General features: G+C 59.4%; 31 protein-coding genes, 1 pseudogene and 1 riboswitch. Of the genes and pseudogenes, 16 read left to right on the top strand and 16 right to left on the bottom strand.

Going from position 1 to position 26,523, the window contains the following annotated elements:
- Nucleotides 1-276: 276 nt before the first annotated feature.
- Nucleotides 277-3,981: a trifunctional transcriptional regulator/proline dehydrogenase/L-glutamate gamma-semialdehyde dehydrogenase gene (gene putA, locus ACPYOP_RS26990; RefSeq protein WP_481413329.1), complete on the bottom strand. Its 3,705-nt coding sequence runs from the start codon at nt 3,979-3,981 to the stop codon at nt 277-279.
- A gap of 183 nt (nt 3,982-4,164) precedes the next feature.
- On the opposite strand from putA, the gene ACPYOP_RS26985 reads away from it, so the two are divergent.
- On the top strand, nt 4,165-4,626 hold the full coding sequence (locus tag ACPYOP_RS26985; RefSeq protein WP_481413328.1) for an Lrp/AsnC family transcriptional regulator: 462 nt from the start codon (nt 4,165-4,167) through the stop codon (nt 4,624-4,626).
- A gap of 158 nt (nt 4,627-4,784) precedes the next feature.
- Nucleotides 4,785-5,051 (top strand): hypothetical protein, encoded by a 267-nt coding sequence (locus ACPYOP_RS26980; RefSeq protein ID WP_481413327.1) that lies wholly within the window; start codon nt 4,785-4,787, stop codon nt 5,049-5,051.
- A gap of 40 nt (nt 5,052-5,091) precedes the next feature.
- Here the strand turns inward: ACPYOP_RS26980 and ACPYOP_RS26975 are convergent, their stop codons facing one another.
- Nucleotides 5,092-5,277, bottom strand: coding sequence for a 4-oxalocrotonate tautomerase (locus ACPYOP_RS26975; protein WP_481413326.1), 186 nt, complete (start codon nt 5,275-5,277; stop codon nt 5,092-5,094).
- A 115-nt stretch (nt 5,278-5,392) separates the two neighbouring features.
- Here ACPYOP_RS26975 and ACPYOP_RS26970 point away from each other — a divergent pair, with 115 nt between their 5' ends.
- From ACPYOP_RS26970 to ACPYOP_RS26935, 8 genes and pseudogenes are all read left to right on the top strand, one after another.
- Nucleotides 5,393-6,277, top strand: coding sequence for a LysR substrate-binding domain-containing protein (locus tag ACPYOP_RS26970; protein ID WP_481413325.1), 885 nt, complete (start codon nt 5,393-5,395; stop codon nt 6,275-6,277).
- Between the two features lie 165 nt (nt 6,278-6,442).
- Nucleotides 6,443-6,688, top strand: a complete 246-nt coding sequence (locus ACPYOP_RS26965; RefSeq protein ID WP_481413324.1) for a CopG family ribbon-helix-helix protein — start codon at nt 6,443-6,445, stop codon at nt 6,686-6,688.
- Nucleotides 6,685-6,976, top strand: a pseudogene (locus tag ACPYOP_RS26960) (type II toxin-antitoxin system RelE/ParE family toxin). The gene ACPYOP_RS26965 and the pseudogene ACPYOP_RS26960 overlap by 4 nt, the downstream one beginning before the upstream one ends.
- Nucleotides 6,977-7,225: 249 nt before the next feature.
- The gene (locus tag ACPYOP_RS26955; protein WP_481413323.1) at nt 7,226-7,432 is read left to right on the top strand and encodes a cold-shock protein; all 207 of its coding nucleotides are present in this window, start codon (nt 7,226-7,228) and stop codon (nt 7,430-7,432) included.
- A 179-nt stretch (nt 7,433-7,611) separates the two neighbouring features.
- Nucleotides 7,612-7,737, top strand: a complete 126-nt coding sequence (locus ACPYOP_RS26950) for a hypothetical protein (protein WP_481413322.1) — start codon at nt 7,612-7,614, stop codon at nt 7,735-7,737.
- A 165-nt stretch (nt 7,738-7,902) separates the two neighbouring features.
- Nucleotides 7,903-8,772, top strand: a complete 870-nt coding sequence (locus ACPYOP_RS26945; RefSeq protein WP_481413321.1) for a transglutaminase family protein — start codon at nt 7,903-7,905, stop codon at nt 8,770-8,772.
- 97 nt (nt 8,773-8,869) lie between these two features.
- The gene (locus ACPYOP_RS26940; protein ID WP_481413320.1) at nt 8,870-9,682 is read left to right on the top strand and encodes a transglutaminase-like domain-containing protein; all 813 of its coding nucleotides are present in this window, start codon (nt 8,870-8,872) and stop codon (nt 9,680-9,682) included.
- A 23-nt stretch (nt 9,683-9,705) separates the two neighbouring features.
- A complete protein-coding gene (locus ACPYOP_RS26935; protein WP_481413319.1) occupies nt 9,706-10,497 on the top strand; it encodes an NYN domain-containing protein in 792 nt (263 codons plus the stop codon).
- Between the two features lie 35 nt (nt 10,498-10,532).
- On the opposite strand, the gene ACPYOP_RS26930 is transcribed toward ACPYOP_RS26935, so the two are convergent.
- The 6 genes from ACPYOP_RS26930 to ACPYOP_RS26905 all read right to left on the bottom strand — a co-directional run bounded on the left by ACPYOP_RS26930 (nt 10,533) and on the right by ACPYOP_RS26905 (nt 14,724).
- Nucleotides 10,533-11,570 (bottom strand): fatty acid desaturase, encoded by a 1,038-nt coding sequence (locus ACPYOP_RS26930; protein WP_481413318.1) that lies wholly within the window; start codon nt 11,568-11,570, stop codon nt 10,533-10,535.
- A 209-nt stretch (nt 11,571-11,779) separates the two neighbouring features.
- Nucleotides 11,780-11,923, bottom strand: a complete 144-nt coding sequence (locus ACPYOP_RS26925; protein ID WP_481413317.1) for a hypothetical protein — start codon at nt 11,921-11,923, stop codon at nt 11,780-11,782.
- A gap of 74 nt (nt 11,924-11,997) precedes the next feature.
- The gene (locus ACPYOP_RS26920) at nt 11,998-12,183 is read right to left on the bottom strand and encodes a hypothetical protein (RefSeq protein WP_481413316.1); all 186 of its coding nucleotides are present in this window, start codon (nt 12,181-12,183) and stop codon (nt 11,998-12,000) included.
- Nucleotides 12,184-12,257: 74 nt separating this feature from the next.
- Nucleotides 12,258-12,650: a hypothetical protein gene (locus tag ACPYOP_RS26915; RefSeq protein WP_481413315.1), complete on the bottom strand. Its 393-nt coding sequence runs from the start codon at nt 12,648-12,650 to the stop codon at nt 12,258-12,260.
- 73 nt (nt 12,651-12,723) lie between these two features.
- On the bottom strand, nt 12,724-14,358 hold the full coding sequence (groL, locus tag ACPYOP_RS26910; RefSeq protein WP_481413314.1) for a chaperonin GroEL: 1,635 nt from the start codon (nt 14,356-14,358) through the stop codon (nt 12,724-12,726).
- 48 nt (nt 14,359-14,406) lie between these two features.
- Nucleotides 14,407-14,724 carry a co-chaperone GroES gene (locus ACPYOP_RS26905; protein WP_481413313.1) on the bottom strand — a complete coding sequence of 106 codons (318 nt, stop codon included), beginning with the start codon at nt 14,722-14,724 and terminating at the stop codon, nt 14,407-14,409.
- A 511-nt stretch (nt 14,725-15,235) separates the two neighbouring features.
- Between ACPYOP_RS26905 and ACPYOP_RS26900 the strand changes: the two genes are divergently transcribed.
- From ACPYOP_RS26900 to ACPYOP_RS26885, 4 genes are read left to right on the top strand one after another with little or no spacing between them, the layout of a single operon-like run.
- On the top strand, nt 15,236-15,499 hold the full coding sequence (locus ACPYOP_RS26900; protein WP_481413312.1) for a hypothetical protein: 264 nt from the start codon (nt 15,236-15,238) through the stop codon (nt 15,497-15,499).
- On the top strand, nt 15,496-15,798 hold the full coding sequence (locus tag ACPYOP_RS26895; protein ID WP_481413311.1) for a hypothetical protein: 303 nt from the start codon (nt 15,496-15,498) through the stop codon (nt 15,796-15,798). The genes ACPYOP_RS26900 and ACPYOP_RS26895 overlap by 4 nt, the downstream gene beginning before the upstream one ends.
- Nucleotides 15,799-15,826: 28 nt before the next feature.
- Nucleotides 15,827-16,147 carry a hypothetical protein gene (locus tag ACPYOP_RS26890; RefSeq protein WP_481413310.1) on the top strand — a complete coding sequence of 107 codons (321 nt, stop codon included), beginning with the start codon at nt 15,827-15,829 and terminating at the stop codon, nt 16,145-16,147.
- 2 nt (nt 16,148-16,149) lie between these two features.
- The gene (locus ACPYOP_RS26885) at nt 16,150-16,425 is read left to right on the top strand and encodes a DUF1488 family protein (RefSeq protein WP_481413309.1); all 276 of its coding nucleotides are present in this window, start codon (nt 16,150-16,152) and stop codon (nt 16,423-16,425) included.
- Here the strand turns inward: ACPYOP_RS26885 and ACPYOP_RS26880 are convergent.
- Nucleotides 16,422-17,303 (bottom strand): LysR substrate-binding domain-containing protein, encoded by an 882-nt coding sequence (locus tag ACPYOP_RS26880; protein ID WP_481413308.1) that lies wholly within the window; start codon nt 17,301-17,303, stop codon nt 16,422-16,424. The genes ACPYOP_RS26885 and ACPYOP_RS26880 overlap by 4 nt on opposite strands.
- Nucleotides 17,304-17,430: 127 nt before the next feature.
- Here ACPYOP_RS26880 and ACPYOP_RS26875 point away from each other — a divergent pair, with 127 nt between their 5' ends.
- Nucleotides 17,431-18,291: an urea carboxylase-associated family protein gene (locus tag ACPYOP_RS26875; RefSeq protein ID WP_481413307.1), complete on the top strand. Its 861-nt coding sequence runs from the start codon at nt 17,431-17,433 to the stop codon at nt 18,289-18,291.
- A 111-nt stretch (nt 18,292-18,402) separates the two neighbouring features.
- Here the strand turns inward: ACPYOP_RS26875 and ACPYOP_RS26870 are convergent, their stop codons facing one another.
- The 6 genes from ACPYOP_RS26870 to thiC form a co-directional block, all read right to left on the bottom strand.
- Nucleotides 18,403-18,756, bottom strand: a complete 354-nt coding sequence (locus tag ACPYOP_RS26870) for a hypothetical protein (RefSeq protein ID WP_481413306.1) — start codon at nt 18,754-18,756, stop codon at nt 18,403-18,405.
- Between the two features lie 156 nt (nt 18,757-18,912).
- Nucleotides 18,913-19,524: a thiamine phosphate synthase gene (locus tag ACPYOP_RS26865; RefSeq protein WP_481413305.1), complete on the bottom strand. Its 612-nt coding sequence runs from the start codon at nt 19,522-19,524 to the stop codon at nt 18,913-18,915.
- The gene (locus ACPYOP_RS26860; protein ID WP_481413304.1) at nt 19,521-20,294 is read right to left on the bottom strand and encodes a thiazole synthase; all 774 of its coding nucleotides are present in this window, start codon (nt 20,292-20,294) and stop codon (nt 19,521-19,523) included. Before ACPYOP_RS26860 ends, ACPYOP_RS26865 begins: the two co-directional genes overlap by 4 nt.
- Nucleotides 20,295-20,296: 2 nt before the next feature.
- Entirely contained in the window at nt 20,297-20,494 is a 198-nt protein-coding gene (gene thiS / locus ACPYOP_RS26855; protein ID WP_481413303.1) for a sulfur carrier protein ThiS, read from the bottom strand.
- The gene (thiO, locus tag ACPYOP_RS26850; protein ID WP_481413302.1) at nt 20,485-21,465 is read right to left on the bottom strand and encodes a glycine oxidase ThiO; all 981 of its coding nucleotides are present in this window, start codon (nt 21,463-21,465) and stop codon (nt 20,485-20,487) included. The genes thiS and thiO overlap by 10 nt, the downstream gene beginning before the upstream one ends.
- A gap of 1 nt (nt 21,466) precedes the next feature.
- On the bottom strand, nt 21,467-23,293 hold the full coding sequence (gene thiC, locus ACPYOP_RS26845; RefSeq protein ID WP_481413301.1) for a phosphomethylpyrimidine synthase ThiC: 1,827 nt from the start codon (nt 23,291-23,293) through the stop codon (nt 21,467-21,469).
- A gap of 92 nt (nt 23,294-23,385) precedes the next feature.
- Nucleotides 23,386-23,518, bottom strand: a riboswitch (TPP riboswitch).
- 874 nt (nt 23,519-24,392) lie between these two features.
- Here thiC and ACPYOP_RS26840 point away from each other — a divergent pair.
- Complete coding sequence (locus ACPYOP_RS26840; protein ID WP_481413300.1) at nt 24,393-25,484, top strand: porin; 1,092 nt, start codon at nt 24,393-24,395, stop codon at nt 25,482-25,484.
- 159 nt (nt 25,485-25,643) lie between these two features.
- Here ACPYOP_RS26840 and ACPYOP_RS26835 read toward each other — a convergent pair whose 3' ends face one another.
- Nucleotides 25,644-26,285 carry a TetR family transcriptional regulator gene (locus ACPYOP_RS26835; protein WP_481413299.1) on the bottom strand — a complete coding sequence of 214 codons (642 nt, stop codon included), beginning with the start codon at nt 26,283-26,285 and terminating at the stop codon, nt 25,644-25,646.
- Nucleotides 26,286-26,523 lie beyond the last annotated feature (238 nt).

The following is a 26,523-nucleotide window of genomic DNA, read 5'->3' as shown; positions in this document are numbered from 1 at the left end:
CGCCGGGATCTGGACCGTCATCCAGATCCCGGCATCCCTAAGGATGCACCAGTAAAACACACCCGCCTAATACAAGGACTAACCTTCTGCGCAATACCGCACATAGAGCTGGCTTGCTGCGACGGGAACCGGTTTTATGCGAAGATGCGCGCTCCATCCTCACCCTGAGGTGCGAAGCCTCGAAGGGCGAGGATGGCCCGGGGTCTACTATAAAAAATACGGCGGCCGAGACCTTGCTGATCCGGCCGCCGCGTAGATTTCAGATTGTGATCGATGTTATCCGATCGTCATCAGGCTGGCATTGCCGCCGGCGGCGGCAGTGTTGATCGATGTCGTCACCTCTTCGAGCAGCCAGTTCAGGCAATAGGCATCGGCGCTTTTGGCGATCTCTTCGCTCGACGCCGCCTGGGTGAGGACCAGCGGGCCGGGAATGGCCGAGATCGCCCTGACCGCCTGTTGGGTTCGCGCGGCATCGCCCTCGATGAGGGCGCCGGCGAATGGCCCATCCGCCGCCCAGTCCTTCGTCCAGGAGATGCGATTGGCGACCTCCATCGGCAGGTTGCGAAGCTCGTCCTGCAAGCCCGATGCGGCATCGATGACCACCGAATTGCCTGTCGCAAGCCCTGCCGCGATCTGAACGTTAAGGCCGAGCGCCGTCTGTGGAGCGAGCAGGATCCTGCCGCGCGGATGCAGCGCGTAAAGATTCAGCTCGCCGACCGGGCCTTGGAGCTCGATATTGAAGCCCAGCGACGACTGGGCGGCGACGGCGCGTGCCTGCTTTGCCGCATCCCCAGCACCCTTGCTTTCGAGCCAGGCAATGAATTGCCGCACAGCCGGATCGCTCTGCACCGACGCATCGCGCAATGGTTCGGTAGAGGAGGCGACCAGACGGCGCAGATACATCGGGCCGCCCGCTTTCGGACCCGTGCCGGAAAGGCCACGGCCGCCGAATGGCTGGACGCCGACAACAGCGCCGATGACGTTGCGGTTGACGTAGAGATTGCCGGCCCGCACGCGCTCGGTCACATGGGCGATCATATCGTCCAGCCGGGTATGCAGGCCGAAGGTGAGGCCGTAGCCGGAGGCGTTGATGTCAGCGATGAGCTTGTCCAGTCCCTTGCGCTGATAGCGGATGATATGAAGAACGGGGCCGAACACTTCCCGCTTGAGATCGCTCAATTTCTTCAGCTCGATGATGGTCGGGGGAACGAAGGTGCCCCTATCGGCGCTCTCGGGAAGATCGAGCTGTTCGACTTTGCAGCCAAGCTGGCGCATGCGCTCAATATGCTCATCGATGCCGCGCTGGGCGTTCTCATCGATGACCGGGCCGATATCGACGGCGAGCCGATCAGTCTTGCCGACCGAGAGCTCGCGAAGCGCGCCGCGCAGCATGGTGAGCGTGCGATCCGCCACCTCCTCCTGCAGGCAAAGGACGCGCAAGGCCGAGCAGCGCTGTCCGGCGCTGTCGAAGGCCGAGGCGATCACGTCGGCAACCACCTGTTCGGCAAGGGCCGAGGAGTCGACGATCATGCCGTTCTGGCCACCGGTTTCGGCGATTAACGGGATCGGCTTGCCGAATTTGGAGAGCCGTTCGGCAAGCTGAGCCTGGATCAGGCGCGCGACTTCAGTCGAGCCGGTGAACATGACACCTGCGGTTTCGGGGGCGCCGACGAGTGCGGCACCCATTCTGCCGCTGCCGGGGGCGAATTGCAGGACATTTCGGGGGACTCCTGCTTGATGCAGGATGCGGATGCCCTGTGTGGCGATCAGCGGCGTATTGCCGGCGGGCTTGGCGACGACGGGATTGCCGGCAACCAGTGCTGCCGCAACCTGACCCGTGAAGATCGCCAGCGGGAAATTCCATGGGCTGATGCAGACGACGGGGCCGAGCGGCACGCTTTCCGGCTTCAGCACCTTGCGTGCCTGTGTGGCGTAATAGCGAAGGAAGTCGATCGCTTCCCTGATTTCGCCGACGGCGTTTGCGGCCGATTTGCCGGCCTCGCGGATCGTGAGCCCGACCAGGGCCGGCATCTCGCTCTGCATGAGAACGGCTGCACGTTCCAATATGGCGGCGCGCTCGTCGGGGCTTACTCCTGCCCATTGCTCGGCAGCAGTCGCCGCCAGTCGCATGACATCGGCGGCATCCTGCGGTTCGAGTTCGGTGACATGACCGACGATATCTGCATGGTCGGCTGGGTTAAGGACGGCGCGGGCCGTGCCGCGCTCGGAGCCGTCGGCAAGGAGCGGTTTCGCGGTCCAGTCCCTGGCTGCGGAGGCCTGCAGCTGCGCGGATAGATCGGAGAGCGTTGTTTCATTCGACAGGTCGATACCATCGGAGTTCTGTCGCGCGCCGCCAAAGAGGTCTACAGGGAGGACGATCTTGTCGTGCTGCGCCCCGACGACAGGCATGGCCCGCACACGCTCGACCGGATCGGCAATCAGCTCGGAGACAGGCACGGCGGGATCAGCGATCTTGTTGACGAAGGAGGAGTTGGCGCCGTTCTCAAGCAGGCGCCGGACGAGATAGGCAAGCAGCGTCTCATGCGTGCCGACGGGGGCGTAGATGCGGCAGGGACGGTCGAGATTCTGAGCGCCGACGACCTCTTCATAGAGCGGCTCGCCCATGCCATGCAGGCATTGGAACTCGTATTTGCCGATGGAAAAATCGCTTCCGGCCATGTGGTAGATCGCGGCCAGGCTCTGGGCGTTGTGGGTGGCAAATTGCGGGAAGACCACATCGGTTGCCGCCAGCAGCTTCCTGGCGCAGGCGACATAGGAGACATCGGTGTAGATCTTGCGGGTATAGACCGGGAAACCTTCGAGGCCATCCAGCTGCGCGCGCTTGATCTCCGCGTCCCAGTAAGCGCCCTTGACGAGGCGAACCATGAGACGATGCCCGGAACGGCGGGCAAGATCGATGATGAAATCGAGGATGAAGGGGCAGCGCTTGCCGTAGGCCTGCACGACGAAGCCAATGCCGTCCCACCCGGAAAGCTCCGGATCGAGGCACAGTTCTTCCAACAGGTCGAGCGAGAGCTCCAGCCGGTCGGCCTCCTCGGCGTCGATGTTCAGGCCGATATTGTGGCGCTTGGAGAGCAGAGCCAGCGCCTTCACCTTCGGCAGAAGCTCGCTCATCACCCGCTCGGCCTGCGAACGCGAATAGCGCGGATGCAGCGCGGAAAGTTTGATGGAGATGCCCGGCCCTTCATAGATGCCGCGGCCAGCCGATGCCTTGCCGATCGCATGGATCGCGTTTTCATAGTCGCGATAGTAGCGTTCGGCATCGGCATGCGTCGTCGCGGCTTCGCCGAGCATGTCGTAGGAGTAGCGGAAGCCTTTCGCCTCCAGTGCGCGTGCACGCTTCAAAGCCTCGTCGATCGTCTCGCCGGTGACGAACTGCTCGCCCATCATGCGCATGGCCATGTCGACACCACGGCGGATGACGGGCTCGCCGGCGCGGGCGATCAGCTTCGTCAAGGCGGCAGAAAGCCCACCTTCGTTGACGGTCGATGTCAGTCTGCCTGTCACCACCAATCCCCAGGTGGCGGCGTTGACGAACATCGAGCGGCCGCCGCCCAGATGCGCTTTCCAGTCGCCGCCGGCGATCTTGTCGCGGATCAGCGCATCGCGCGTCGCTGTGTCCGGAATGCGCAGCAGCGCCTCGGCAAGGCACATCAGTGCAACGCCTTCCTGGCTCGAAAGAGAATATTCCTGCACCAGCCCTTCGACACCGTCGCCCTTGTGCTTGGCGCGCAACGCCTCGATCAGCTTCTTGGCCGTCTTCCTTGTCGCCTCGCGGGTGGTTTCCGGCACGGTGGCGGCCTCGATCAGGGCGGGAAGGCATTCCGTTTCGGGGCGCCGATAGGCGGCGGTGATTGCCTGACGAAGCGGGCTTTGTTCACGAATGGGCGGCGCGAAATGCGAAAATGGGACGGCGTCCGGAGCCGGTTCTTCTGTGGCGAGCTTGGCAGAGACAGTCATGATAACCTCTAGGTGCAAGGGTCCCGATGGCCTTGTGGGCGTCGGCGATATCGCCCACGCGGCCCTCCCGTTGCTTCGATCAGAACATACGTCATCTTAGAAAAGCGTTCCGCCTTGAAAATGCGGCTTTCCAGTCATATTGAACTCCAATATCGCTTATTTCAAATAGGAATGTCTGCTGAAATGGTAAAATACAGTGAAATTGACCAATTCGACCAAAAGATCCTCGACGCGCTGGTCGAAGACGGCCGCATGTCGATCACCGAGCTTTCCGAGCGGGTCGGTCTTTCCAAGACTCCATGCCAGGCGCGCCTGAAGAAATTGATCGATTCCGGCTATATCGATGGCTTCAAGGCCATCCTCAATCCGATCAAGCTCGGCCTCGATCACGTCGCCTTTGCCGAAGTCAAGCTGACGGATACCCGCGAGGAAGCTTTGCTCAGCTTCAACAACGCCGTCAAGAAGATCAAGGAAATCGAAGAGTGCCACATGATCGCCGGCCGCTTCGACTATCTCCTCAAGGTGCGAACCTCGGACATTCGCCGCTATCGCATCGTTCTTGGCGAAAAAATCTCCAGCTTGCCCTTTGTAGCCAGCACATCGACCAATGTGGTGATGCAGTCGGTCAAGGAAAACTGGTCGTAAATCCGCTCCGCCCTCCGCGCACGTCCTGGCCTTCCTGATGAGGCTCCCGTCGGCCAATTCATCTTGCCGGCTAAACAATGACCTAGATTTTGCCATTCGAATCGGATCATTGCGAGGCGCTAAAATAAGTAAGCCAGAATAGTTGAGATGGAGTACGCATGGAGACCAATGCCGGCGACCGCGACCTTGTCGAGGTCATGAAGCGGTACTTTGCGGTGAAGGCCGAAGTCGAGGACGTGAAATCCCGCCTGGAGGCGGCAAGGCGCGAGAATGGCGAAGAGATCGGCACATTCTACAACCCGCGCACAAATCCGAACCACGCAGCCGAGATCATCCGTTCCCACACTCTCAAGCAGGAGATGGTGCGCCTAATGGATTGGGCCGAGGCCTGGGGACGCCGGAGCCTGATGCCGGACGAGGCCTGACGGTCGGCTACGATCGCCAGGCCATCATCATGAAATCGGATCAACTATCGGATTTCAGTTTGCCCGCCGTTGCCCAGGAATCCTTCGAGATCTCGGTAATGACGATTTCCACCGATTCCGGCGGGCAGACGAGCGTTTCGACGGCGACCCTGGTCGCTTCGCGAACGAAGGCGCGCTTCTGGTCCTGTGTGCGTCCGGGATGCATTTCCAAGCGAAGGATGGGCATGGTGGCTCCTTGATAGTTTATGGCCTGACGTTAGGCGCGGTGGACTATCTTGCAAAACCAATGAGCGATAAATAGGCTGATATTTGCTTCACTCCGAACCTATAGGTATGCAATCATGGACAAATTGGCCGGCATGGCGATGTTCGTGCGAGTAGTCGAGCATGGCAGCTTCGCCGCCGCGGCCGACGTCAGTCAGGTGTCGTCAACCATGGTCGCCAAACATATCAGGACGATCGAGCAGCGGCTGGGTGCGCGCCTGCTTCACCGCACGACGCGCCGCCACCAGCTGACCGAGGTCGGCAAGCTTTATTACGAACGCTGCAAGACGGTGCTGGCGGAGGTAGAGCTCGCCGAGTCTTCGGCCTCCGAACTGCAATCGGCTCCGCGCGGACGCTTGCGGCTCGTCGCGCCGGTCAGCTTCGGGACGCAAAGCCTTGTGCCGGCGCTTGTCGACTATCTGCATGAGAATCTCGACGTCAGCGTCGATCTGGCGCTCGACAATAATCCGCATGATCTGATCGGTGAGGGCTATGAGCTCGGCTTCCATATCGGCGAGCTGACGGATACCAATCTCGTGGCTCGCCCGCTAAAACCCTATCGGCGCATTCTCGCGGCATCGCCGGATTATCTCGCCCGTTGCGGTAGACCGGAAACTCCTGAGGATCTCGCCAATCATATGTGCCTCGGCCATTCCTACTGGCGCCTGCAGGGTCGCTGGCATCTCGTCGGCCCGGAGGGAGAAACCCGCGAAATCGCCATAAAAGGCCGGTTCACCACGAACCAGGGCGGAGCTCTGCGCGTTGCCGCTTTGCATGGCGCCGGTATCGTGCTGCAGCCGGAATTGTTGCTCGCGGCCGATCTCGATGCCCGCCGGCTTGAGCCGGTGCTGCCGCAATGGTCCTACAAGCCGACGCCGATGCATCTGGTCTATGCGCCGGATCGGCGTCCGACGGCGATGCTGCGCAGCGTCATCGATTTTCTGGTTGCCCGCTTTGGCTGAGGCTTGAACCTCTTTCGTCGCTCGCGGGTCTATGATCAAATCCAGCCTGATCGCTCGATGGTCGCAATTCATTTATCAAAACGAAAGTCCTCTTTCATCAGCAGAACTTTGACTAACCAAGATGGTTCACCAATAATCATAGTGAACCAAGGAAAGTTAGATGTCATGACTGCGTTCACCGTACGCGTCTCGGATGAAACCGCCAGCAAGCTTGATCAAATCGCGGAGAAGCTTGATCGCTCCCGTTCGTATATGGCTGCTCAAGCCATCGAAGATTATGTCGTGCGTGAAGAGTGGCAGCTTGCCGAGATCGAAGCTGGGTTGGCTGAAGCCAACCGGGGCGAATTCGCCTGCGACGACGACGTGGCGAAGGTAGTCGGGAAATACGTTAAGTCCACCCATCAATCATGAGTCGGAAACGCATCCGCTGGACGCTGCGAGCCTTGCGGCGGCTTGACGTGATTGGTGAGTATATCCAGAAGGAACAATCCGGACGCCGCAGCGCGTGTTGTCGCCCGGATCGTGTCGGCTGTCGACATGCTGGCGGATTTTCCGGCGACGGGGCGTGCCGGTCGCCTCAAGGGCACCCGCGAACTGGTGCTGGGGGACATTCCCTATATCATTCCCTATCGCGTTGGGCAGGATGTCGAAATCCTGACGGTGATGCATGCTCATCAGCGGTGGCCCTTGGAACTGTAGTTTGACCACGGATGCAGAGGGGCTCTTCATGCCATCATTTCTGTGTCCAATTCACGGGGACACCGCATTTATGCGACAGTACCCTGTTATCAGAGACTCCAAACTTAATTAAACCGCAATATCGCCGTTAAACGGACAAATCGTCTTTGGCCAGTTTGGCTTTCGCGGCGTCAGAGGTTTTCGACCCGCCAATCTTCTCCAATCGCCGATATAGCAGTGTTATGACTGGCTGTTTAAGGGGAAGTTTTCATGATCAATGGCACGGTAAAGAACTTCGATCCCGTCAAGGGCTACGGATTTATCCTTCCATCCGACGGCGGCCTTGCCGTGTTCTTTCATTCCGAGACTGCCGACAGGGCAGGTATAGTAGGCCTGAGAGCGGGCCAAAGACTGAAATTCGGTTTCGAATTCGACATTCGAGGCCGCAGATCGGTTGCCAGTCTCAAGCTTGAATAGCAGGTTGTTGCCCGCATTGGCGGGCGCCTGAAAGCGACCGGTTACCAGAAAAAGCGGTCAGAAAAGCGAGCATTATGTCGTCTCACCGCCATAGCGTAGGCCAAACAGTGCGCCTGAAGGACAGGACCGGCCTATCTCCGAAAGCTGCTTCTATTTATCGGATCGAAGCCCTCCTGCCAATGAAGAGCGGCGTCGGACAATATCGTCTGCGCAATGACGAGATGGACCAGGAGCGTATCGTCTCCCAAAGCAATCTCTATATCATCGAGCCGATCTCTGATCCTGATGCCGTTTTTTCCGATTGAAGACGGGTTTTATACGCGCGGCGACAGCCCGCTGCTTCGCGGGCATAGGAAGGTCGGTCAACGTCATGGAAAACGATCGCTGGATCGTCGATGATTTCGCGAAGCACGGACGTGGCTCGTGACATTTGGGGTGAACGTCCAGTTTGCGGATAGAGGCGTGCGGTCATGACCATTTTTTCCGTCCGCCACGTCACCTCTTATCGCTATTTCCGCACCGTTGCCTTTGGGGAGCACCGGGTAATGTTCCGGCCTCGTGACAGCTTCGATCAGCGACTACTCGAAGAATCTCTGACAACCTATCCCGAAGCCAGCCGCGTTCGCTGGATTCATGATGTTTTCGGCAATTGCGTCGCACTGGTTCATCTTGCCCATCCTGCCCGCGAGCTGCGTTTTGAAACGCGCATTACGCTCGATCATGCGCCCCAGCCGCTGGATTTTCAGATCGACAGCGCCGCATTGACCTATCCGTTCTCCTACAATGCGGATGAGATTCCCGATATCGAGCCGGTGATGCAGCGCCACTATGCCGATCCGAACGACGAGATCGGACGCTGGGCGCGTCAGTTCGTCCGTTACGGCCAGCCGACGCAAACCGGCCATCTGCTGATGACGCTCTGCTATGCCATCCGCGAGAGCTTTTCCTACGTGCGCCGCCTCGAACACGGAACGCAGACCCCGCTGCAGACCCTTTCGCTGCGCTCAGGCTCGTGTCGCGATTTTGCCCTGCTGATGATGGAAGCTGCGCGTTCGCTCGGGCTCGCCGCGCGTTTCGTGACCGGCTACATCTACGTGGCAGACCGGGACGGCAGCAACACGCTTGGAGGCGGCTCCACGCATGCCTGGTGCCAGATCTATCTTCCAGGTGCCGGCTGGACGGAGTTCGATCCGACCAACGGCATTGTCGGCAACCGAGATCTTATTCGCGTGGCCGTCGCCCGTGATCCCAGCCAGGCGGTGCCATTGAGCGGCAGCTATGATGGCAGCCGTTCCGATTTCGAGGGCATGACAGTGCAGGTCAACGTCACGACCCGATGAAGCGACACGAAACGGATTTGCGGGAACTCCGCTTAACCCGCTGACGTTTCGCAATGATCTTCCGTGCATGCCCGATCGCTCAAACAAGGAATGCAGGATGAAAATACGCGCCGGATTTCATATAGGCTACGAATGCACGCAGCCGACGCCGATGCTGCTTGCGCTGAACATCCATCCCTCCCGCCGCGTCGATCTTTTCGGCGATCAGGCTCTGAGCTTTGACAGGCGGATAGAAGCGTGGACTTACACCGATGTGTTCGGCAATTCCTGTAGCCGCATCGTTGCGCCGCCCGGACTGACGACGATTTCCACGCAATTCGAGATCTATGATGACGGGCAGCCGGATATCGTCCCGGAAGGCGCGTTTCAGCATGCGATCAACGACCTGCCGAACGAGGTTCTGGTCTTCCTGCTCGGCAGCCGCTATTGCGATACCGACAGGCTTGCCGATTTCGCTTGGGCGCGATTTTCGCAGACGCCGCTCGGATGGCCGCGCGTGCAGGCCATCTGCGACTTCGTCCATAATCACATCATCTTCGACTATATGAAGGCCGATCCGCTTCGCACGGCGCATGGCGGATTTACCGACAAGACAGGGGTTTGCCGCGACTTCGCCCATCTTGCCATTGCGCTGTGCCGTTGCATGAATATCCCGGCGCGATACTGTACCGGTTATCTCGGCGATATCGGCGTGCCGGCCGATCCTAACCCGATGGATTTCAGTGCCTGGTTCCAGGTCTATCTCGGCGGTCACTGGCATACAGTGGATGCGCGTCATAACAAGCCCCGCATCGGGCGAATATTGATGGCGACCGGCCGTGACGCGACGGACGTCGCCCTATCAACGGCTTTCGGACCGGCAACGCTTGCCCGTTTCGAAGTGATGACCGAAGAAATCCAGCAGGGCTGAATTGAAATAGGGAAGGCGATACCATGCCATCTGAACCACGCTCGCCACGGCTGGCCGTTCTGATCGACGCAGATAACACATCCGCGAAAATCGCCGACGGCCTTTTTGAAGAGGTCGCCAAGATTGGCGAAGCAAGCGTACGCCGTATCTACGGTGATTTTTCGGGGACACGCTCACGAGGCTGGGCCGCCATACTGGCCAAACATGCGATCATCCCGCAGCAGCAATTTGCCTATACGACAGGCAAGAATGCGTCCGACATCACACTCGTCATCGATGCGATGGATCTGCTGCACAGCGGACGCTTCGACGGCTTTTGCCTGGTTTCGTCCGACAGCGATTTCACAAGGCTTGCTGCCCGCATCCGCGAGCAGGGCATCGATGTTTTCGGATTCGGAGAGCAAAAAACTCCCGAGAGTTTTCGCCAAGCATGCCGACGTTTCATCTATACCGAGAACCTCTTGCTGGGAAAGATCAAGGAAGAGGGCTATACCGCAACGAGCCATAAGCCGCTGCAGTCGCCGGATGCGGCAAGCCTGCTCATAAGGAGGGTGCTGACCCAGGAAGATACGGACGACGGTTGGGTGAGCCTCGGCACGGTCGGCAAGCAGCTGCTCAATCTGGCACCGGATTTCGATCCGCGAACATTCGGTTTCAAGAAATTGAGCGACCTTGTCCGCAAGACAGGGCAGTTCGACATCGAACGGACCGAAGGCAGCCCTCTCGGGATACGCGTGAGGACGAAGCCGAGCGTCGAGGGGGAAGCAAAAAGAGGACGCTCCCGCGGTTCCGCAAAAAGTCCTGCGGCGGAATAACATGGTCCACCCACGGGAACCGGCTAACGCGACCGCTATTGGGCAATCCGCAGCTCCGCGGCATCGCGAAACGAAATCAGGCGCCGGTTTTGCTCATCCCAGAGAACCAGCTTCACGCAGCGCAGGCTCTCGATCAGAGTAATACGGCCGATGTTTGCCAGTTCCGGGTGATCCCTCAGCACTTCCGGCAGCCTGTAGTAGGGCACCCTGCTTGACAGGTGATGGACGTGATGGATGCCGATATTACCGGTGATCCAGCGCAGTGCGGCCGGCAGATCGTAATGCGACGCGCCATGAAGGGCCGCATATGAAAATTGCCATTCGGGTTCTTTCGACCAATGGGTTTCCTCGAACTGGTGCTGTACATAGAAGAGCCATATGCCCGCGGCTCCGGCCAACAGGGCGATCGGCAGATGCACCAGCAGGAAGGGCAGGAGTCCGATTGCCCATATCAGTATCGCAGAGACGATGGCGATCGCCAGGTTCGTCGCCATGGTCGATATCCAAGGCAGGGAACCCGATCGCATCATGCCGAAGGGCAGTCGCTGCTTGAACAGGAAAAGCAATGCCGGGCCGATGCCGAACATGATCGCCGGGTGCCTGTAGAGTCGGTAGTTGAGCCGTCCGGTCCACGACAGGGCTTTATATTCCGATACCGTCAATGTCGTTATGTCGCCGACGCCGCGCTCGTTGAGATTGCCTGCCGACGCATGATGCTCCGCATGCGCCCGGCGCCAATAATCATAAGGCGTCAGCGTCAGGACACCGATCACGCGGCCCGTCCAGTCGTCCGCGCGTCGACGCGCGAAGAAGGACCCATGGCCGCAATCATGCTGGATCATGAACAAACGCAGCAGAAAGGCGGCTGCCGGAACAATCAAGATCAGGCCTGGCCAGAAGCCGTAGTGAACCGACGCCCATGCGCCGGCCCAGAAAAGCGCGAACGGGACGGCGGTCACGGCAAGCTCGACAATGCTGCGCTTGAGGTGCGGCTGACGATAGCTGGCGATGATCTTGAGCCATGCCCTTTCGTCGGAAAGGGTAGGGTTCGCGTCGTGGTCGATAGGCTGCATCAAAGAATAATTCCATACATGGCAATGAATGCCGAAAGGGGGAGGGACATCACCACAGCGGCTGATGAGGAACAGCGGATCGTTGAAGCGATAGATCGCATGAAGAGTGTTCGCCTGGTCGGATCTCCTGGGTTTCGGAACATGTCTGTGCAAGGCGATAGCTCAGAGCGTGCGCCCGGCGCCTTGGCGCCCTTGCCTGGCATGTGGCTTCAATTCTTGTGTTTGCCGCCCTGCGGGCTGCTTTTCGAGGCTTCCTTGATCTGGTTGGCGAAGCTCGCCTCTACCTTCACTGGCGCCTTTTCCTGTTTCGGTTTCCGCGTCTCGCGGTTGCGTCTCATTTGTCCTTTGGCCATTGGGGCAATCCTTTGATCGTTGAAATTGATGGCACCAGCCCCGCGATGCGGGGCAGAGCGTATAACGGGCAGGCCTAGCGTTCCGGCATGTTCTCAATGGGGCATTCGTCATCAGCCGTTTGAGGTCCGCCACGACGTTGGGCCTCTGCACCCGTCTTTTTGTTCTCGTCTTTCGTAGAATTGCGGACTGGCTCGGCGCGATTGGTATCGGCTTCCTTCGCCGATGGCTGCGGATCGGGCTTTTTCTCGAAGCGGATCACTCGTCATTCTCCTGCTCTGTTAGATTGTGAAGCGCTCCGCCCAAGCATGGAGGAGCGCATCCGCGAATCGGCTCTTACGTGGCAAGAGCGGTGGTGCAGCCTTGAACGCTACGACTATCGGCCGAGGTCTGCCCTGGCATGATGGCCCAGCCGCCGGCTTCTACGAACTGGCGCTGCCTGTAGATATCGGCAAGCGCCTTGAATTCGATGAGTTTGGCAGCGGCGCCCGGTGCGGCGTTGAAGCGCTCGACGCAGATGGCGGATGCCAGTTCTCCGCGCGCAACGTCACCCGCCGTTGCCGCGGCCGTGCGAGATGTGCCGCCGGTCACCCAGCCGCCCCAACCGAATCCGATGATCATCGTGGCGATCGCCGTGGCGATGCAGGCCCATACGAAGATTGTCTTGGACGGCTGGTAGCTGTCGAAGCGCTGACTGATCGATGTCTTGCTGCTGCTCTGCGTGGCCATTGGAATTCTCCTATTTTATTGTTGTTGGGATTCCGCCGCCCGGCCACCTGGCCGTGCGGTTCAGGCACGGTTCTCAGTATTCCATGCCTGCCATGGTGTCATTTCCGGCGCTGTGGGTTGAACCTTTTGCGGAAATGTCGGCGATCATGGCTTCGCAGGTGATCAGCAGTGCCGCGATCGAACCGGCGTCCCGCAATGCGGTCCGCACAACCTTGGCCGGATCGACGATGCCGGCCTCGATCATGTTGACATAGGTTTCCGTCTGTGCGTCGAAGCCCCGGTTGTGATCCTTGCCGTCGAGGAGCTTTCCGATAACGATGGAACCTTCGACGCCGGCATTCTCGGCGATCTGCCGGATCGGCGCTTCGAGCGCCCGCCGCACGATCGAGATGCCCGCCGTCATATCGGCGTTCTCGCCCGTCAACCCCGCCAGCACCGATGTCGCACGCAGCAACGCCACGCCGCCGCCGGGAACGATACCCTCTTCGATCGCTGCGCGGGTGGCGTTCAGGGCGTCGTCAACGCGATCCTTCTTTTCCTTGACCTCAAGCTCGCTCGCGCCGCCGACGCGGATCACCGCAACGCCACCGGTCAGCTTCGCCAGCCGCTCCCGCAGCTTTTCCTTGTCGTAATCGGAGGTCGTCTCTTCGATCTGTGCCTTGATCTGCTGGATGCGCCCCTGGATGGAGGCGTTGTCGCCGGAGCCATCGATGATCGTGGTCGTGTCCTTCTCGATCAGCACGCGTCTTGCGCGGCCGAGCATGTCGAGTGTCACATTCTCCAGCTTGATGCCAAGGTCCTCCGAGACGACCGTGCCGGCCGTCAGGATAGCGATATCTTCGAGCATGACCTTGCGGCGATCTCCGAAGCCCGGCGCCTTGACGGCGGCAACCTTCAGCCCGCCGCGAAGTTTGTTGACGACCAGCGTCGCGAGAGCCTCGCCTTCGATATCCTCACAGATGATCAGCAGCGGTTTGCCGCTCTGCACCACGACCTCGAGGATCGGCAGCATGGCCTGCAGATTGCTGAGTTTCTTTTCGTGGACGAGGATGTAGGGCTCATCCAGCTCGACGCGCATCTTTTCGGCATTCGTCACAAAATAGGGCGAAAGATAGCCGCGATCGAATTGCATGCCCTCAACGACATCGAGCTCGGTTTCGGCCGTTCTGGCCTCTTCAACGGTAATGACGCCCTCGTTGCCGACCTTGTCCATCGCCTTGGCGATCATATCGCCGACGGCGGCGTCGCCATTGGCGGCGATCGTGCCGACCTGCGCGATCTCGCCGGAAGATTTGACCTTGGTGGCGCGCGCCGTGATTTCCGTGAGCACGGCGGTAACGGCGATATCGATGCCGCGCTTCAGGTCCATCGGGTTCATACCGGCTGCAACCAGCTTGGCGCCCTCGCGGAAGATGGAGGCGGCGAGTACGGTCGCCGTCGTCGTGCCATCGCCGGCAAGATCATTGGTCTTCGAGGCGACCTCGCGCACCATCTGCGCGCCCATGTTCTCGAACCTCTCTTCAAGTTCGATTTCCCTGGCAACGGAGACGCCGTCCTTGGTGATACGTGGAGCGCCATATGATTTGTTGATGACGACATTGCGGCCCTTGGGGCCGAGCGTCACCTTGACGGCGTTGTTCAGCAATTCCACTCCACGCAGCAGCCGGTTGCGAGCGTCGGTGGAGAAGATGATTTCTTTGGCAGACATGGACTTGCCCAGTTCGGTCTTGAGAGAAGGGGTCGGAATTTTGACGGATCAAGCGGCCTTGTCAGCAAGAGATCCGGTCTTCTCGACGATGCCCATGATGTCTGCTTCCTTCATGATCAGCAGGTCTTGGCCATCGATCTTGACCTCGATTCCGGACCATTTGCCGAATAGGATCGTATCGCCGGGCTTGACGTCGAGCGGGATCAGCTTGTCGCTTTCGTCACGCGAGCCAGGGCCGACGGCGATCACTTCGCCTTCCTGGGGCTTTTCCTTGGCGGTATCGGGAATAATGATCCCACCCCTGGATTTGGTGTCACCTTCAGCGCGTCGAACGACGACGCGATCGTGAAGCGGACGGAATATCATGGGAAATCTTTCTACTGCCGGCGCATAGGGCGGCTGCAACCCTTACATAGCACAGACGACAATTGATTGATAGGCGGCCAGGGAATATTCTCGGATGATGACAGATGCGTGAAAATAATTTTTGGCATATTTCACGTTTAAGACGATAGATGTCCAAGATTATTGTTGAATATATGGGATATGAAAAATCGTTTTATTTTATGCCGTCGGCGTTTTTTTGAGAAGATCGAAAATAACTTTGAGCGTCTTGATTGTAACTCATTTGGGGAGTAAAGATTGATCTCGTTAATTTGGCCTATCTGGCTTCGCGGCGTCAGAGACTACGACCCGCCATACACTCCGAATTCTCGATAGCGAATGCATGCGCCGTTTCGGTGTGCGTTTCGCTGTGTTCGAATTGAAATGAACCCGTCGCTGACCGCGGATTTACCGGCAGCCTTGGGATCATTTCGGTTCGAATGTGAATGATTAAGGGAGCCGCACCCGCGTGTTCCCGCGGAGACCTGCCGTCATGAACAGTCGCACCACGCAAACCGTCATTCGCTTTTCCTATCCGTTCCGGCTGCCGGGCTTCGAAACGCCACAGCCGGCCGGAGAATATCGCGTCGATTACGACGAGGAGCCTCTCGAAGGTGTCTTCCGGCTGGCATGGCGACGTGTTGCCGCCTTCATATATCTGCCGGCGATTGCCATGCAGGGTTCGGCGCAACAGATGGTGCCGATCAACATATCGGACCTCGAAACCATCCTCGAAAAGGACCACCAGCAGTCATGACCACACCAGCTATCCTACAGCGCAATGGCCATCCGATCCTCCACACCGCGACGACACACATCTTCGCGGTAGGACAATTGGTCCAGCTCAAGAACGGTTTCCGCACACTCGCTTCCAAGTCGACGGACGTCTATCGCGTCACCGGCAGGTTACCGGCGAGGGGGAACTTGCTGCAATACCGCATCCGCAACGAAGATGAGCGCCATGAACGCGTAACGACGGAGGATGCTCTGGAACTGGTTAGCATGTTACCCGGCGCTGGTGCGACCCTCATGGAGAAGACATTCGGCCACAGCTGAAGGACGGAACGTAAAAAGGAGCAGCACCATGACCATCGAAGACGACAAGATCGAACAACGACCGAATGCCATTGCACTTGGCAGATGGGAAAACGAAGGTGGCGCTCCCGGCCAAGATTCGATGGACATTCAATATGGCCGCCGCATCGAATCCGACCGCTCCTGGACCGTCTATCATGTCTTCACCGGCATTCCAGCACAGGCAGACGGCCAGTTTCTGACCCGAATGAGCCGATCGGACGCGACCAAGGGCATGCTGTCACTCAATCTCGTCAATACCGGACGCCGCAGGGAACGGACCAGGCTGTCAACACCCGCCGTAACGGCGCATGAAACGACGGCAGGCTAATCATGACGCTTGCCTTCCCGAACCAGAGCCGCGGCTTCGACACTGTGAGAAATGCCGTGCGCTTCATCGGCCATGACGGCGTTTTCGAGGTCCTGTTCTTTGTCGAGGTCGACGCACTCGCCAAATCCGATGCCGAACTGCAAAGAAGCCGTATCTCGGAAACCAAGTGCCTTTTCGCCTTCGATGCCTTGCGCACGTCGATCCAGGAGATCGCCCGCAAGGTCTACTCCCGCCGCGGCTGCAATGCTGTTACCCTGACGGCGGCGGATTTTTGCTAAAGGGCTGCGAAAGCGGAAGCTTGGCTGGCGGCAATCAGCCAGTCGCGAAAGATTTGTGCCTCATCGGAAAGGCGGCTGGCCTCGAGCAGCCAATAGGATTTTTCCGTATCCAATGGCGTATCGAACAGGGTGACCAACGCTCCATTGGCCAGTTCCTCGGCAATGAGCGTGGTCGGGCAGAGACCAACACCCTGTCCGCTGATGACGGAGCCGATCATCAGGCTGAAGTCGGCAAAGATCGGGCCGGGCTTTAGCGAACGGTGGATACCCTCAAGGGCGAACCAGCGTATCCAGGCTGCCGTCGTCTCATCATGCAAGAGATCCAGATCGAGAAGATCTGCCGGCTTCCCGATCGGGCCATGACGATGTTTGTATTCCGCCGAGCAGGTCGGCCGCGTCTCCGCGGTCAGGAGCGAGATGGCGTTTGCGCCGGAGCGCGGTCCATGGCGTATCAACAGATCGACGCTTGCCGCTTCCGGCGTCCTCGCATCGAGCGCATAGACGATGTTGATATGGATCTCGGGGTGTTCCTTCCTGAATGCCGGCAATCGGGGTATCAGCCATCGGGTGGCCACAGAAGCAATGCATGCCACGCTGACGGGCCGCTCACCGCCATCCAGCCGCAACCGTCGAGCGGCGATCTCGATATGTCCAAGACCGTTTGCGACCGCCGTCCCGAAATCGCGGCCTGCTATCGTTGCCGTCACGCCGCGGGCATGGCGCGTGAAGAGCTTGATATCAAGCCATTCCTCCATTGTGCGCACATGCTGACTTACCGCCGCAGCCGTGAGATTGAGTTCGCTCGCCGCTTTGGCGAAGCTCTCATGACGGATGGCGGCCTCAAAGGCGCGAAGGGAGGCAAGTGGGATAGGTTGCATCCCTCAAGGCTAAGTAGGACTTAGCCAAAGCACAAGTGCAATCGACGTTGCGCAAGGGCTTTATATCCTTACATTGCGGGGCAATCGAATGGCTCTATCCTAAATCGGTAAGGAATGAAACGTCGCTATGGACAATCTTTTTGATATGCCTGCCCCCGTGGATGCCGACGAGCGGCGCCGCAAGCCGCCCGTCGTCGTTTATCCGAACGGGACGCTGCCGCCGGCCGATATGGATGTGCTGCGTGCTGCCCGCCGGGACATGGCCAAGATAGAAGACATCATCGTGCCGCCGCGCGAGGGCGGCAGCTTTCGCGTGCCGAAGGGGCATTTCTTTCGCATCGTCGGCATGGAGGGCTCGCAGGTCGGCGACCTTAATCTGTGGAATGCCGATGATCTTTCGGAACGGTTCTTCAGCGGCAAGACCCGGGCGCTGCACGGCACCCACGTTGGCGTCGGGGACAGGCTATGGAGTAACCTGCCATACCTGCGGCCGATGGCGACGATCACCCATGATACGCTTGGCTGGTACGGCTTCGATGCCGACGGAGCCGGCATCCACGATGTGATCGGCACGCGCTGCGATCCCTACACGAACCGGCTGCTGAACGGTGAAGACTATCACCATTGCTGCCACTCCAACCTGTCGCGCGCCCTCGCCAAGGAACTGAACATTTCCGTCCAGGAAGCCGAGTTTCACGTCCATGACGTGCTGAACGTCTTCATGTGCACCGGTTTCACGCGCGATACCTATCAATATTTCATGAAGGCAAGTCCGGTCCGGCCGGGCGATTTCATCGAGTTCTTCGCCGAGATCGATCTTCTTGGCGCGCTTTCGGCCTGCCCGGGCGGTGATTGCGGCAGCGAGCATTCGAGCGATGCGGTGCCCTGCTATCCGTTGCGGGTGGAGATCTGGCGGCCCGAGCCAGCAAGTCTTATCGGTAGGGTTTTCCCGGAGCGCAACGCCTATCCCGGGACGCATGGCTTGTAATTCGATCGTCCGAAAGGCTCCAAAAAGTTTGCCGGCGGTTTCGGCCGCCGGCAATCCCAAAGTCGTCCATCAAGCCAGGCATCTGCCGAAGGGCAGTGCCCGGTTGATTGCTTAGTCGCACACGCGAACGCGTTCGTAGTGCCAACCGTCGTCATATGCGTTGTCGACCTGGCGGTTTTCGAACCAGCATCTCGGCGGCGGGGGCGATACTTCGTACACCGGACCTCTATTGGCAAGGGCGCCGCCGACGATCAGTCCGCCGAGGAGACCCGCAGCAACACCGCCGGCGATCGCGCCACCATTGTGGTGATGGTGGTGGCGGCGCCAACCATCATCGCCACGCCAGTCGCCGCGATAGGGACCGCGGCCGTCGTAATACTGCGCCTGTGCGTTACTGACGGGCGCCAATGCGCCGCCTACCACCGCAGCGGCCAGCATAACCGTTAGAACCGTTTTCTTTATCATGACTACCTCCAAAGCAGCCTTCTTGCTCAGCGAATGCGCGAGTCAATTAATCAACGTCTTGAGCATGATTATGTTCAGCTGAATATTGTATGAATGCGTCGTTCATCGGGCGAAGGATTGGAAAATCGAAGCCAAAACCGTGATTTCGGCACGAGTTCAGCGTGGGGGCAATCGCCGCGTCGCTTCCATCCATTCAAGGGTCCGTGATTCGGGGTCGCTGTTGCGGGTGATATCCGTCACAACGGCCGCGCTGTCGGCGCCATGCTCGAAGACGCCGGCAAGACGCTCGACCGTCAACCCGCCGATCGCGACCAGCGGAAGATTGCCGATGCGGCTTTTCCATCGGCCGATGCGTTCCAGACCCTGCGGCGCCCAGGCCATGGCTTTGAGAATGGTCGGATAGATCGGCCCAAGGGCTATATAATCTGACTTGGCTGCAAGTGCTGTCGCCAACTCCGTTTCATCATGCGTCGAGAGGCCCAGTTTCAGTCCGGAAGCGCGAATGGCCGCGAGATCGGCAACGGCAAGATCCTCCTGGCCGAGATGGATGAAATCGCAGCCTTCCTCGATCGCGAGCTGCCAGTAGTCATTGACGATCAACTGACATCCGTAAGCGGCGCAAATTGCCTTCGATTCGCGAATCTCCGCGCGGATTTCCGCTTGCGTGCGATCCTTGACGCGCAGTTGCACCAGTTTGACGCCGAGCGGCACCAGCCTCTTTATCCAGGCAGCACTATCGACGATCAGGTAGAAGGGATCGAGTATCATGAGAAAACCGCCTTTCCGATGACCGGCGTCGACGGCACCGCCATATCACGTGGCTCCAGCATGCCCGCGCCGAATGCCTGTCGGCCGGCATCGATCGCCTTGGCGAAGGCTTCCGCCATCGTGGCCGGGTGGCCGGCGCCCGCGCCGGCCGGGTTTTGCAGCACCGCCTCGGTGGCGCGGTGGCAGACTGGGGGGGGCGGGGGGGGCCGGCCGATGCCGGCATCCACGATCAAGGGTGTCTCCGGAAAATGCGCCCTCATCGAGCGAAGGGCGGAAAGATTGAGCGGACCGGCCGCTGTTCCGATCGGCGCGCACCAGGGCATCAGCACCTTGCATCCGGCTTCCAGCAGTCGCTCGGCGACCACAAGATCGTCCGTCATATAGGGAAAGACCTCGAACCCTTCGTCGGTCAGTATCCTCGCAGCCTCCATCAGCGCGAAGACATCCGGCTGCAGCGTGTCGTGATTGCCGATCACTTCGAGCTTGATCCAGTTGGTCCGGAAGACCTCGCGCGCCATCTTCGCCGTTAGCACCGCCTCGGAGACACCATGGCAACCGGCGGTATTGGGCAGAACGCGAACGCCAAGTTCGCGAATCATTTCGAAAAAGGCACCGCCATTGCGCCCGCCCGCCGTCTCCCGGCGCAGCGATACGGTGACGATTTCCGCTGCCGAGCGTTTGACGGCTTCAGTCAACACGGCCGGCGAGGGATAGCGCGCCGTGCCGAGAAGAAGATGCGATGCAATCCGGGTTCCGTAGAGTTCGATCATGGTCAGCCTCCCTGCATCGGCGTCAGGATCTCGATCCTGTCGTCGTCGGCTAAGGTGTGGTCGTCGCGTTCTTCGCGATGGATGAGTTCGCCATTGACGGCGGTTGCCAGCCACTCGCCCTCATATTCGAGCGCGGCGAGAAGCTGCGAAAGCGTGGTTGCGTCGACGATCTGTGCTTCGCCATTGATGATCAGGCGCATTGGCGGTTCCTGTCGCTGGTGTGTCCGGAAAAGAGGAGATCCGCGGCCTCCGCCGCCATCGCCGGCGCCAGCAGGAAGCCGTGGCGATAAAGGCCGTTGATAAGGATGGTTTTGCCCTGCCGCGTCACGCGCGGAAGATTGTCTGGAAAGGCGGGACGGATGCCGGCGCCGGTTTCGACGACGGCTGCATCGGCAAATGCGGGATGCAGCGCATAGGCGGCGTTCAGCAGTTCCATCAGCGAGCGGGCGGTGATCGGTCCCTCGAAATCCGTTTCGATCATGGTCGCGCCGACCATGAACAGGCCTTCGCCGCGCGGCACGATATAGACGGGAAATCGCGGATGCAGCAGGCGCACCGGCCGCGCAAGGGCGACCTCCCGCGTTTGCAGATAGAGCATTTCGCCGCGCACGCCCCGCAATTCTCTGCTTTCGCCGACAGCGGCGGCGCCCGTGCAGTCCATGACGCCAGAAAATTCGGCGTCATTCGCGATGTGATCGACAAAGGTTACGCCCTTTGCCGAAAGAGCGTCCTTCAACGAGTGCAAGACCTCGCGGGGATCGAGATGCGCTTCCTGCGGAAAAAACAGGCCATGCCTGAAGCGACCGGCAAGTGAGGGCTCGAGGGCGGCGATCTCGGGTTCCTCGACCCAGCGATAGCCGGTGGTACGACTGGCGAACCGCTTCAGCTCGTGTTGATCGCGGTTCGGCGCGACGACCAGCGTTCCGTTGCGCACGATCTTGCCAGGGAGGATAGCGTCCCATCGATCGGCGGAATCGCGACCGCGCTCCAGCACGGCCCCATCGGCACTTTCCCGCTCGCACCAGGGCGCCAGCATGCCGCCGGCAAGCCATGAGGCGGCTCGGCGGAAATTCGCGCTGGGATCGACAACCGTGACCTCGGCACCGCGAGCATGCAGTTCGTGGGCGACAGTGAGGCCGGCAACGCCGGCCCCTTTGACAAGGATACGCATGTCACTCGGCCGACTGCGCAGGGGCTTCGACGGGCATATAGAGATCGCCACCCTCCCGGTATTTTGCCGCCATGGCCTCCAAGCCTTCCTTTTGCGCCTCGGCGCGGATGTCGTGCGAAATCCGCATCGAGCAGAATTTCGGACCGCACATCGAGCAGAAATGCGCCACCTTGTGGGCTTCCTTCGGCAAGGTTTCGTCATGGAAGCTGCGGGCGGTATCGGGGTCGAGCGACAGGTTGAACTGGTCCTCCCAGCGGAATTCGAAGCGGGCGCGCGACAATGCGTCGTCGCGCACCTGAGCGGCCGGATGACCCTTGGCGAGATCGGCCGCATGGGCGGCGATCTTGTAGGTGATGACGCCGGTCTTGACGTCGTTGCGGTCGGGCAGGCCGAGATGCTCCTTCGGCGTGACGTAGCAGAGCATCGCCGTGCCGAACCAGCCGATCATGGCAGCGCCGATGCCCGAGGTGATGTGATCGTAGCCCGGCGCGATATCCGTCGTCAGCGGCCCGAGCGTGTAGAAGGGCGCCTCGCCGCAGACGGCAAGCTGCTTGTCCATGTTTTCCTTGATCTTGTGCATGGGCACATGGCCGGGGCCTTCGATCATCACCTGGCAATCCTTAGCCCAGGCGATCTTCGTCAGTTCGCCCAGCGTTTCGAGTTCGGCAAATTGCGCGGCGTCGTTGGCATCGGCGATCGAGCCGGGACGCAGGCCGTCGCCGAGCGAAAAGGAGACGTCATAGGCGCGGCAGATGTCGCAGATCTCCTCGAAATGCTCGTAAAGGAAGCTCTCGCGATGATGATGGAGACACCACTTGGCCATGATCGAGCCGCCGCGCGAGACGATGCCGGTGACGCGATTGACGGTGAGCGGGATGTAATGCAGCCGCACGCCGGCATGGATGGTAAAATAGTCGACGCCTTGTTCGGCCTGCTCGATCAGCGTGTCGCGATAGACCTCCCAGGTTAGCTCCTCGGCAATGCCACCGACCTTTTCCAGCGCCTGATAGAGCGGCACGGTGCCGATCGGCAGCGGCGAATTGCGGATGATCCATTCGCGGATATTGTGGATGTTGCGGCCGGTCGAAAGATCCATGACGGTATCGGCACCCCAGCGGGCGGCCCAGACCATCTTTTCGACCTCTTCCGCCATGGAGGAGGTGACGGCGGAGTTGCCGATATTGGCATTGATCTTCACCAGGAAGTTCCGGCCGATGATCATCGGCTCGCTTTCCGGATGATTGATATTGGCCGGGATGATCGCCCGGCCGGCCGCGACTTCCTGGCGGACGAATTCGGGCGTCACATGATCCGGAATATGGGCGCCGAAGCTCTCGCCGTCGCGAATCAAGGCCTCGGCTTTCGCCTTGCGGCCGAGATTCTCGCGGATGGCGATGAATTCCATTTCCGGCGTGATGATGCCGGCGCGCGCATAGGCAAGCTGCGTGACGGCCTTGCCGTCCTTTGCCCGCAGCGGCCGGCGCTTGGCCGGAAATTCCGGCGTCAGCCGCTCGCCGGTGACAAAGCCATTGTCTTCGGGGCGTACATGGCGGCCTTCATAGGTCTCGACGTCGCCGCGGGCGAGCACCCAGTCGCGGCGGAGCTGCGACAGGCCCTGTTCGATGCGGATGTCGGCACCCTCGATCGTATAGGGGCCGGAGGAATCATAGACGACGACAGGTGGCTCGCCCGAGGTCGGATGGACGCTGATCTCGCGCATCGGTACGCGGATGTTGGTGTGTATATCTCCGGGAATGTAGATCTTCCGCGAGGCCGGCAGCGGGCCTGTCGTGACGGTCGGGGTGAGGTTTTTTGCGGCAATGGTCATGGTTTGAGGCTCCAAGTTGCGGTTGGAGACCCAGTCAATCAGCCGGAATGATGGAAAGACGCCGGCATGGAATCCACGCGGGAATCCGAAGCCTTCGAGCGCTCGCACCGTCCCTACGCCAGTATGAACTGGATCAGGTTCAACGGGTCACTGCGCCCACAATCGGCAAAGCCGTATTGTTCAGCAGTATCTCAGCCCCTTGCCGGGACCCCCCTGGTGAATGCGGAAAGGCTATGCTCTCCCTTCGGCTCCTGTCAACCCTGCAATGATGATTGCCCTTTTCCCGAAAGCGGCGCTTCGCTGAATTAAAGAATCTACAGCTTAAGCGTGTTTTAGCGGGCTGTCGGCATGACGCCACCCCAGGCTCGAAGCTGATGTCGGCATCGATGAAGAGCATGTGGGTCGCTGTGGTATCGTTCAGGAAGGACGATACCAGTGTGTTGCGGCTGCGGGTAATCAGCGCGTCATTGCAGAGAAGGGCGAGCGTCAGTTGCACGCCGGCCTGTGCTCCCGTCTGCATCAGGGAAAAGATGGATTGCATATAATCCTTGGTGACGAGGCCGCCGAAGCAGGGTGTCGCTATGAAGACCAACCGATTCTCGTTCGCGCGCGATTTTCCCTTCCAATGGTGCGAGTCGCCGGAATCTTAAGAAGATTCATCATTTCTGTGTGTAGCGATTTGTTGAGTTTTGTTTCTAAGCCTTGCCGTGCATTCGAGCCTTTGGTGCTCTCCCTGCGATCGCCGGGCGAAGCGAACCTTGCCCTGCCGTCCCCAGTTGCATTTAAGCAACAGCGGCCAAGACTAACGCCAGACCGGCGCCCGTCACGGTTTCATATAATTGACAAACATACGGGCTGTTTGTAAGCCAGATGCAGGACAGAAATTGTCTTACGGTCGAGCGATCGGCCGGATCGGTAGGGGCATTTCAAGACCTTTGCCGCGGGGTCAATCATGGAGGTTCGAGGGGACTCAAGCCAACATTACGTGCGTACTTGCCGGGCTACGCGGTCGCGTTTTCGACCGAGCCGATCTTCAAGGTGGTTTCCAGCTCAGCACTCGCGGCAAATTAGAAATGCATATTACAACCAGGAGTTTAATATGAATATCAAGAGCCTTCTTCTCGGCTCCGCTGCTGCGCTGGCAGCAGTTTCCGGTGCCCATGCAGCTGACGCTATCGTTGCTGCCGAGCCGGAGCCGTTGGAATACGTCCGCATCTGCGACGCTTACGGTGCTGGTTACTTCTTCATTCCGGGCACTGAAACCTGCCTCAAGATCGGCGGTCGTGTCCGTTCCGAAGGCGAGTGGTACGATGCCTACAACCCGAACAGCAAGAACGGTACGCTGTGGCATACCCGTGCAGAGCTGAGCGTCGACACCGCGACTGACACCGAATACGGCCCGCTGAAGACCAACACGGTCATCCGTTGGGACTGGAACGACGGCAACTCCACCTCCACCAAGCTGCTGTTCGCCAACATCAGCCTCGGCGGTTTCCTCGTCGGTAAGGCCGACTCGCAGTATAACTCCTACATCGGTTATGCCGGCGACGTCATCAACGACGACGTGATCTATGACGGCCCGTACGAACTCAACCAGTTGACCTACAACTATGATGCCGGCAACGGCTTCACGGCTATGATCTCGGTTGAAGACTCGAATTCCAGCGGCTCCGACGCTTCCTACGGCGCAAGCTGGTGGTCCGACGACAAGGGCAACCATTATGCTCCTGACGTCGTTGCCGGTGCCGGCTTCAAGTCTGGCGCATGGGGCTTCAAGGTCGTCGGCGGTTACGACTCGATCGTCGAAGAAGGCGCCATCAAGGCTCGCGTTGACGCCGACTTCGGCGCATTCTCGGCCTTCTTGATGGGCGGCTGGAACACCGACGGCGACAAGCTGAACAAGTATGCCGGCACCAACCTCGATCGTTCGGCTTGCCCGGTTAACGACGAATCGAAGTGCGGCTGGGGTGATTGGGCTGTTTGGGGCGGCGTTGGCGTTCCGATCAACGAAAAGCTGAAGTGGAACCTGCAGCTCGCCTACACCGACTCGAAGATCTTTGCCGCTACCACGAACGTCAAGTGGAACCCGGTCAAGAACCTGCTCATCGAGCCGGAAGTCTCCTACACCAACTTCGATTCTGTAAACCAGGATCAGTGGGCTGGTATCCTGCGCTTCGAGCGTAGCTTCTAAGTTTGAATTACCCGGCCTTGTGCCGGGTATGCAGAAGCCTGATGTTCCAATCCGTCAGGCTTCTTCCCCCGATCGGTTGACCTCCGATCAAAGTAAAGGATCCGGCTTTCCCTCCGGATCCTTTTTTATGTTCAAAGCCTTGATTCTGTGTGACCTGCTCTATGCAGCCGAGGTCTCTACCTCATGTGCCTGCTCCAGCGGGAACCATGTCTTCAAGACCATCTTGATGAACATCTGTCCGCAAGGCACGAGCTGGAAATTGCCCCTGTCGAGCGTCCATTCGGTGATCAGCCCGCCGATGACGGCCGTCAGCGCGGAGGCGGCCGTATCCGGCGTCCACGGCGCGGGCAGCTTCGTCTTCTCGTTCATCAGGGTGAATATGCGTTCGAAGTGCTCGTGCATATCGTGCCGGAAGGAGCTGGCGCGGCTTGTGGTGCCGTCACAAAAAGCCATATCGAGGTGCATCATCACCTTCAACATGCTTCTCTTGCGCGGATCGCCCTGGACATCGTCGAATATCCCGGCAATCGCCTCCGCCACAAGATCAAGCGGATTTGCCGGGAGCTCCCTCGACATCCGCTCGGCCAATTCGTGAAACGGCTGCTGCGCCTCATCGCGAATCGCGAACATCAGCCCCTGCTTGTTCTTGAAATGCCAGTGCACGGCCCCCCTCGTCACACCAGCCGCTGTGGCTATCTCCTCAAGGCTGACATTCTCGTAGCCCTTGTCGAGAAACAGAGCCTTTGCAGAGTGCAGGATCTCACTCCTCGTTTCCGCAGCCTCCTCCTTAGTGCGCCTCATTCGCGTCTCCACGGAAATCAGTTTTCAAGCTGTACCCCTCTTTTTTTGCCATTTTACCCCACCGCTGCCGCTTATCGCTGGAATTCCCCATACCAGCAATGCGGCCGAATTATATAATCCCCTAAAATTAGGGAAGGAAATCGTAACAGGAGGCCTTCGTCAAGCGCCTATAAGCCACGCGCAAGTTTCCGCGTGCAATTTCCGCGCGTTGGGAAGTGAACAGTCGAAAATACGCGGA

Source organism: Rhizobium sp. KNZ2-6A (assembly GCF_056755475.1).
Note: the sequence above shows the minus strand (reverse complement) of the source record. Positions and strands in the feature narration are given on the sequence as shown.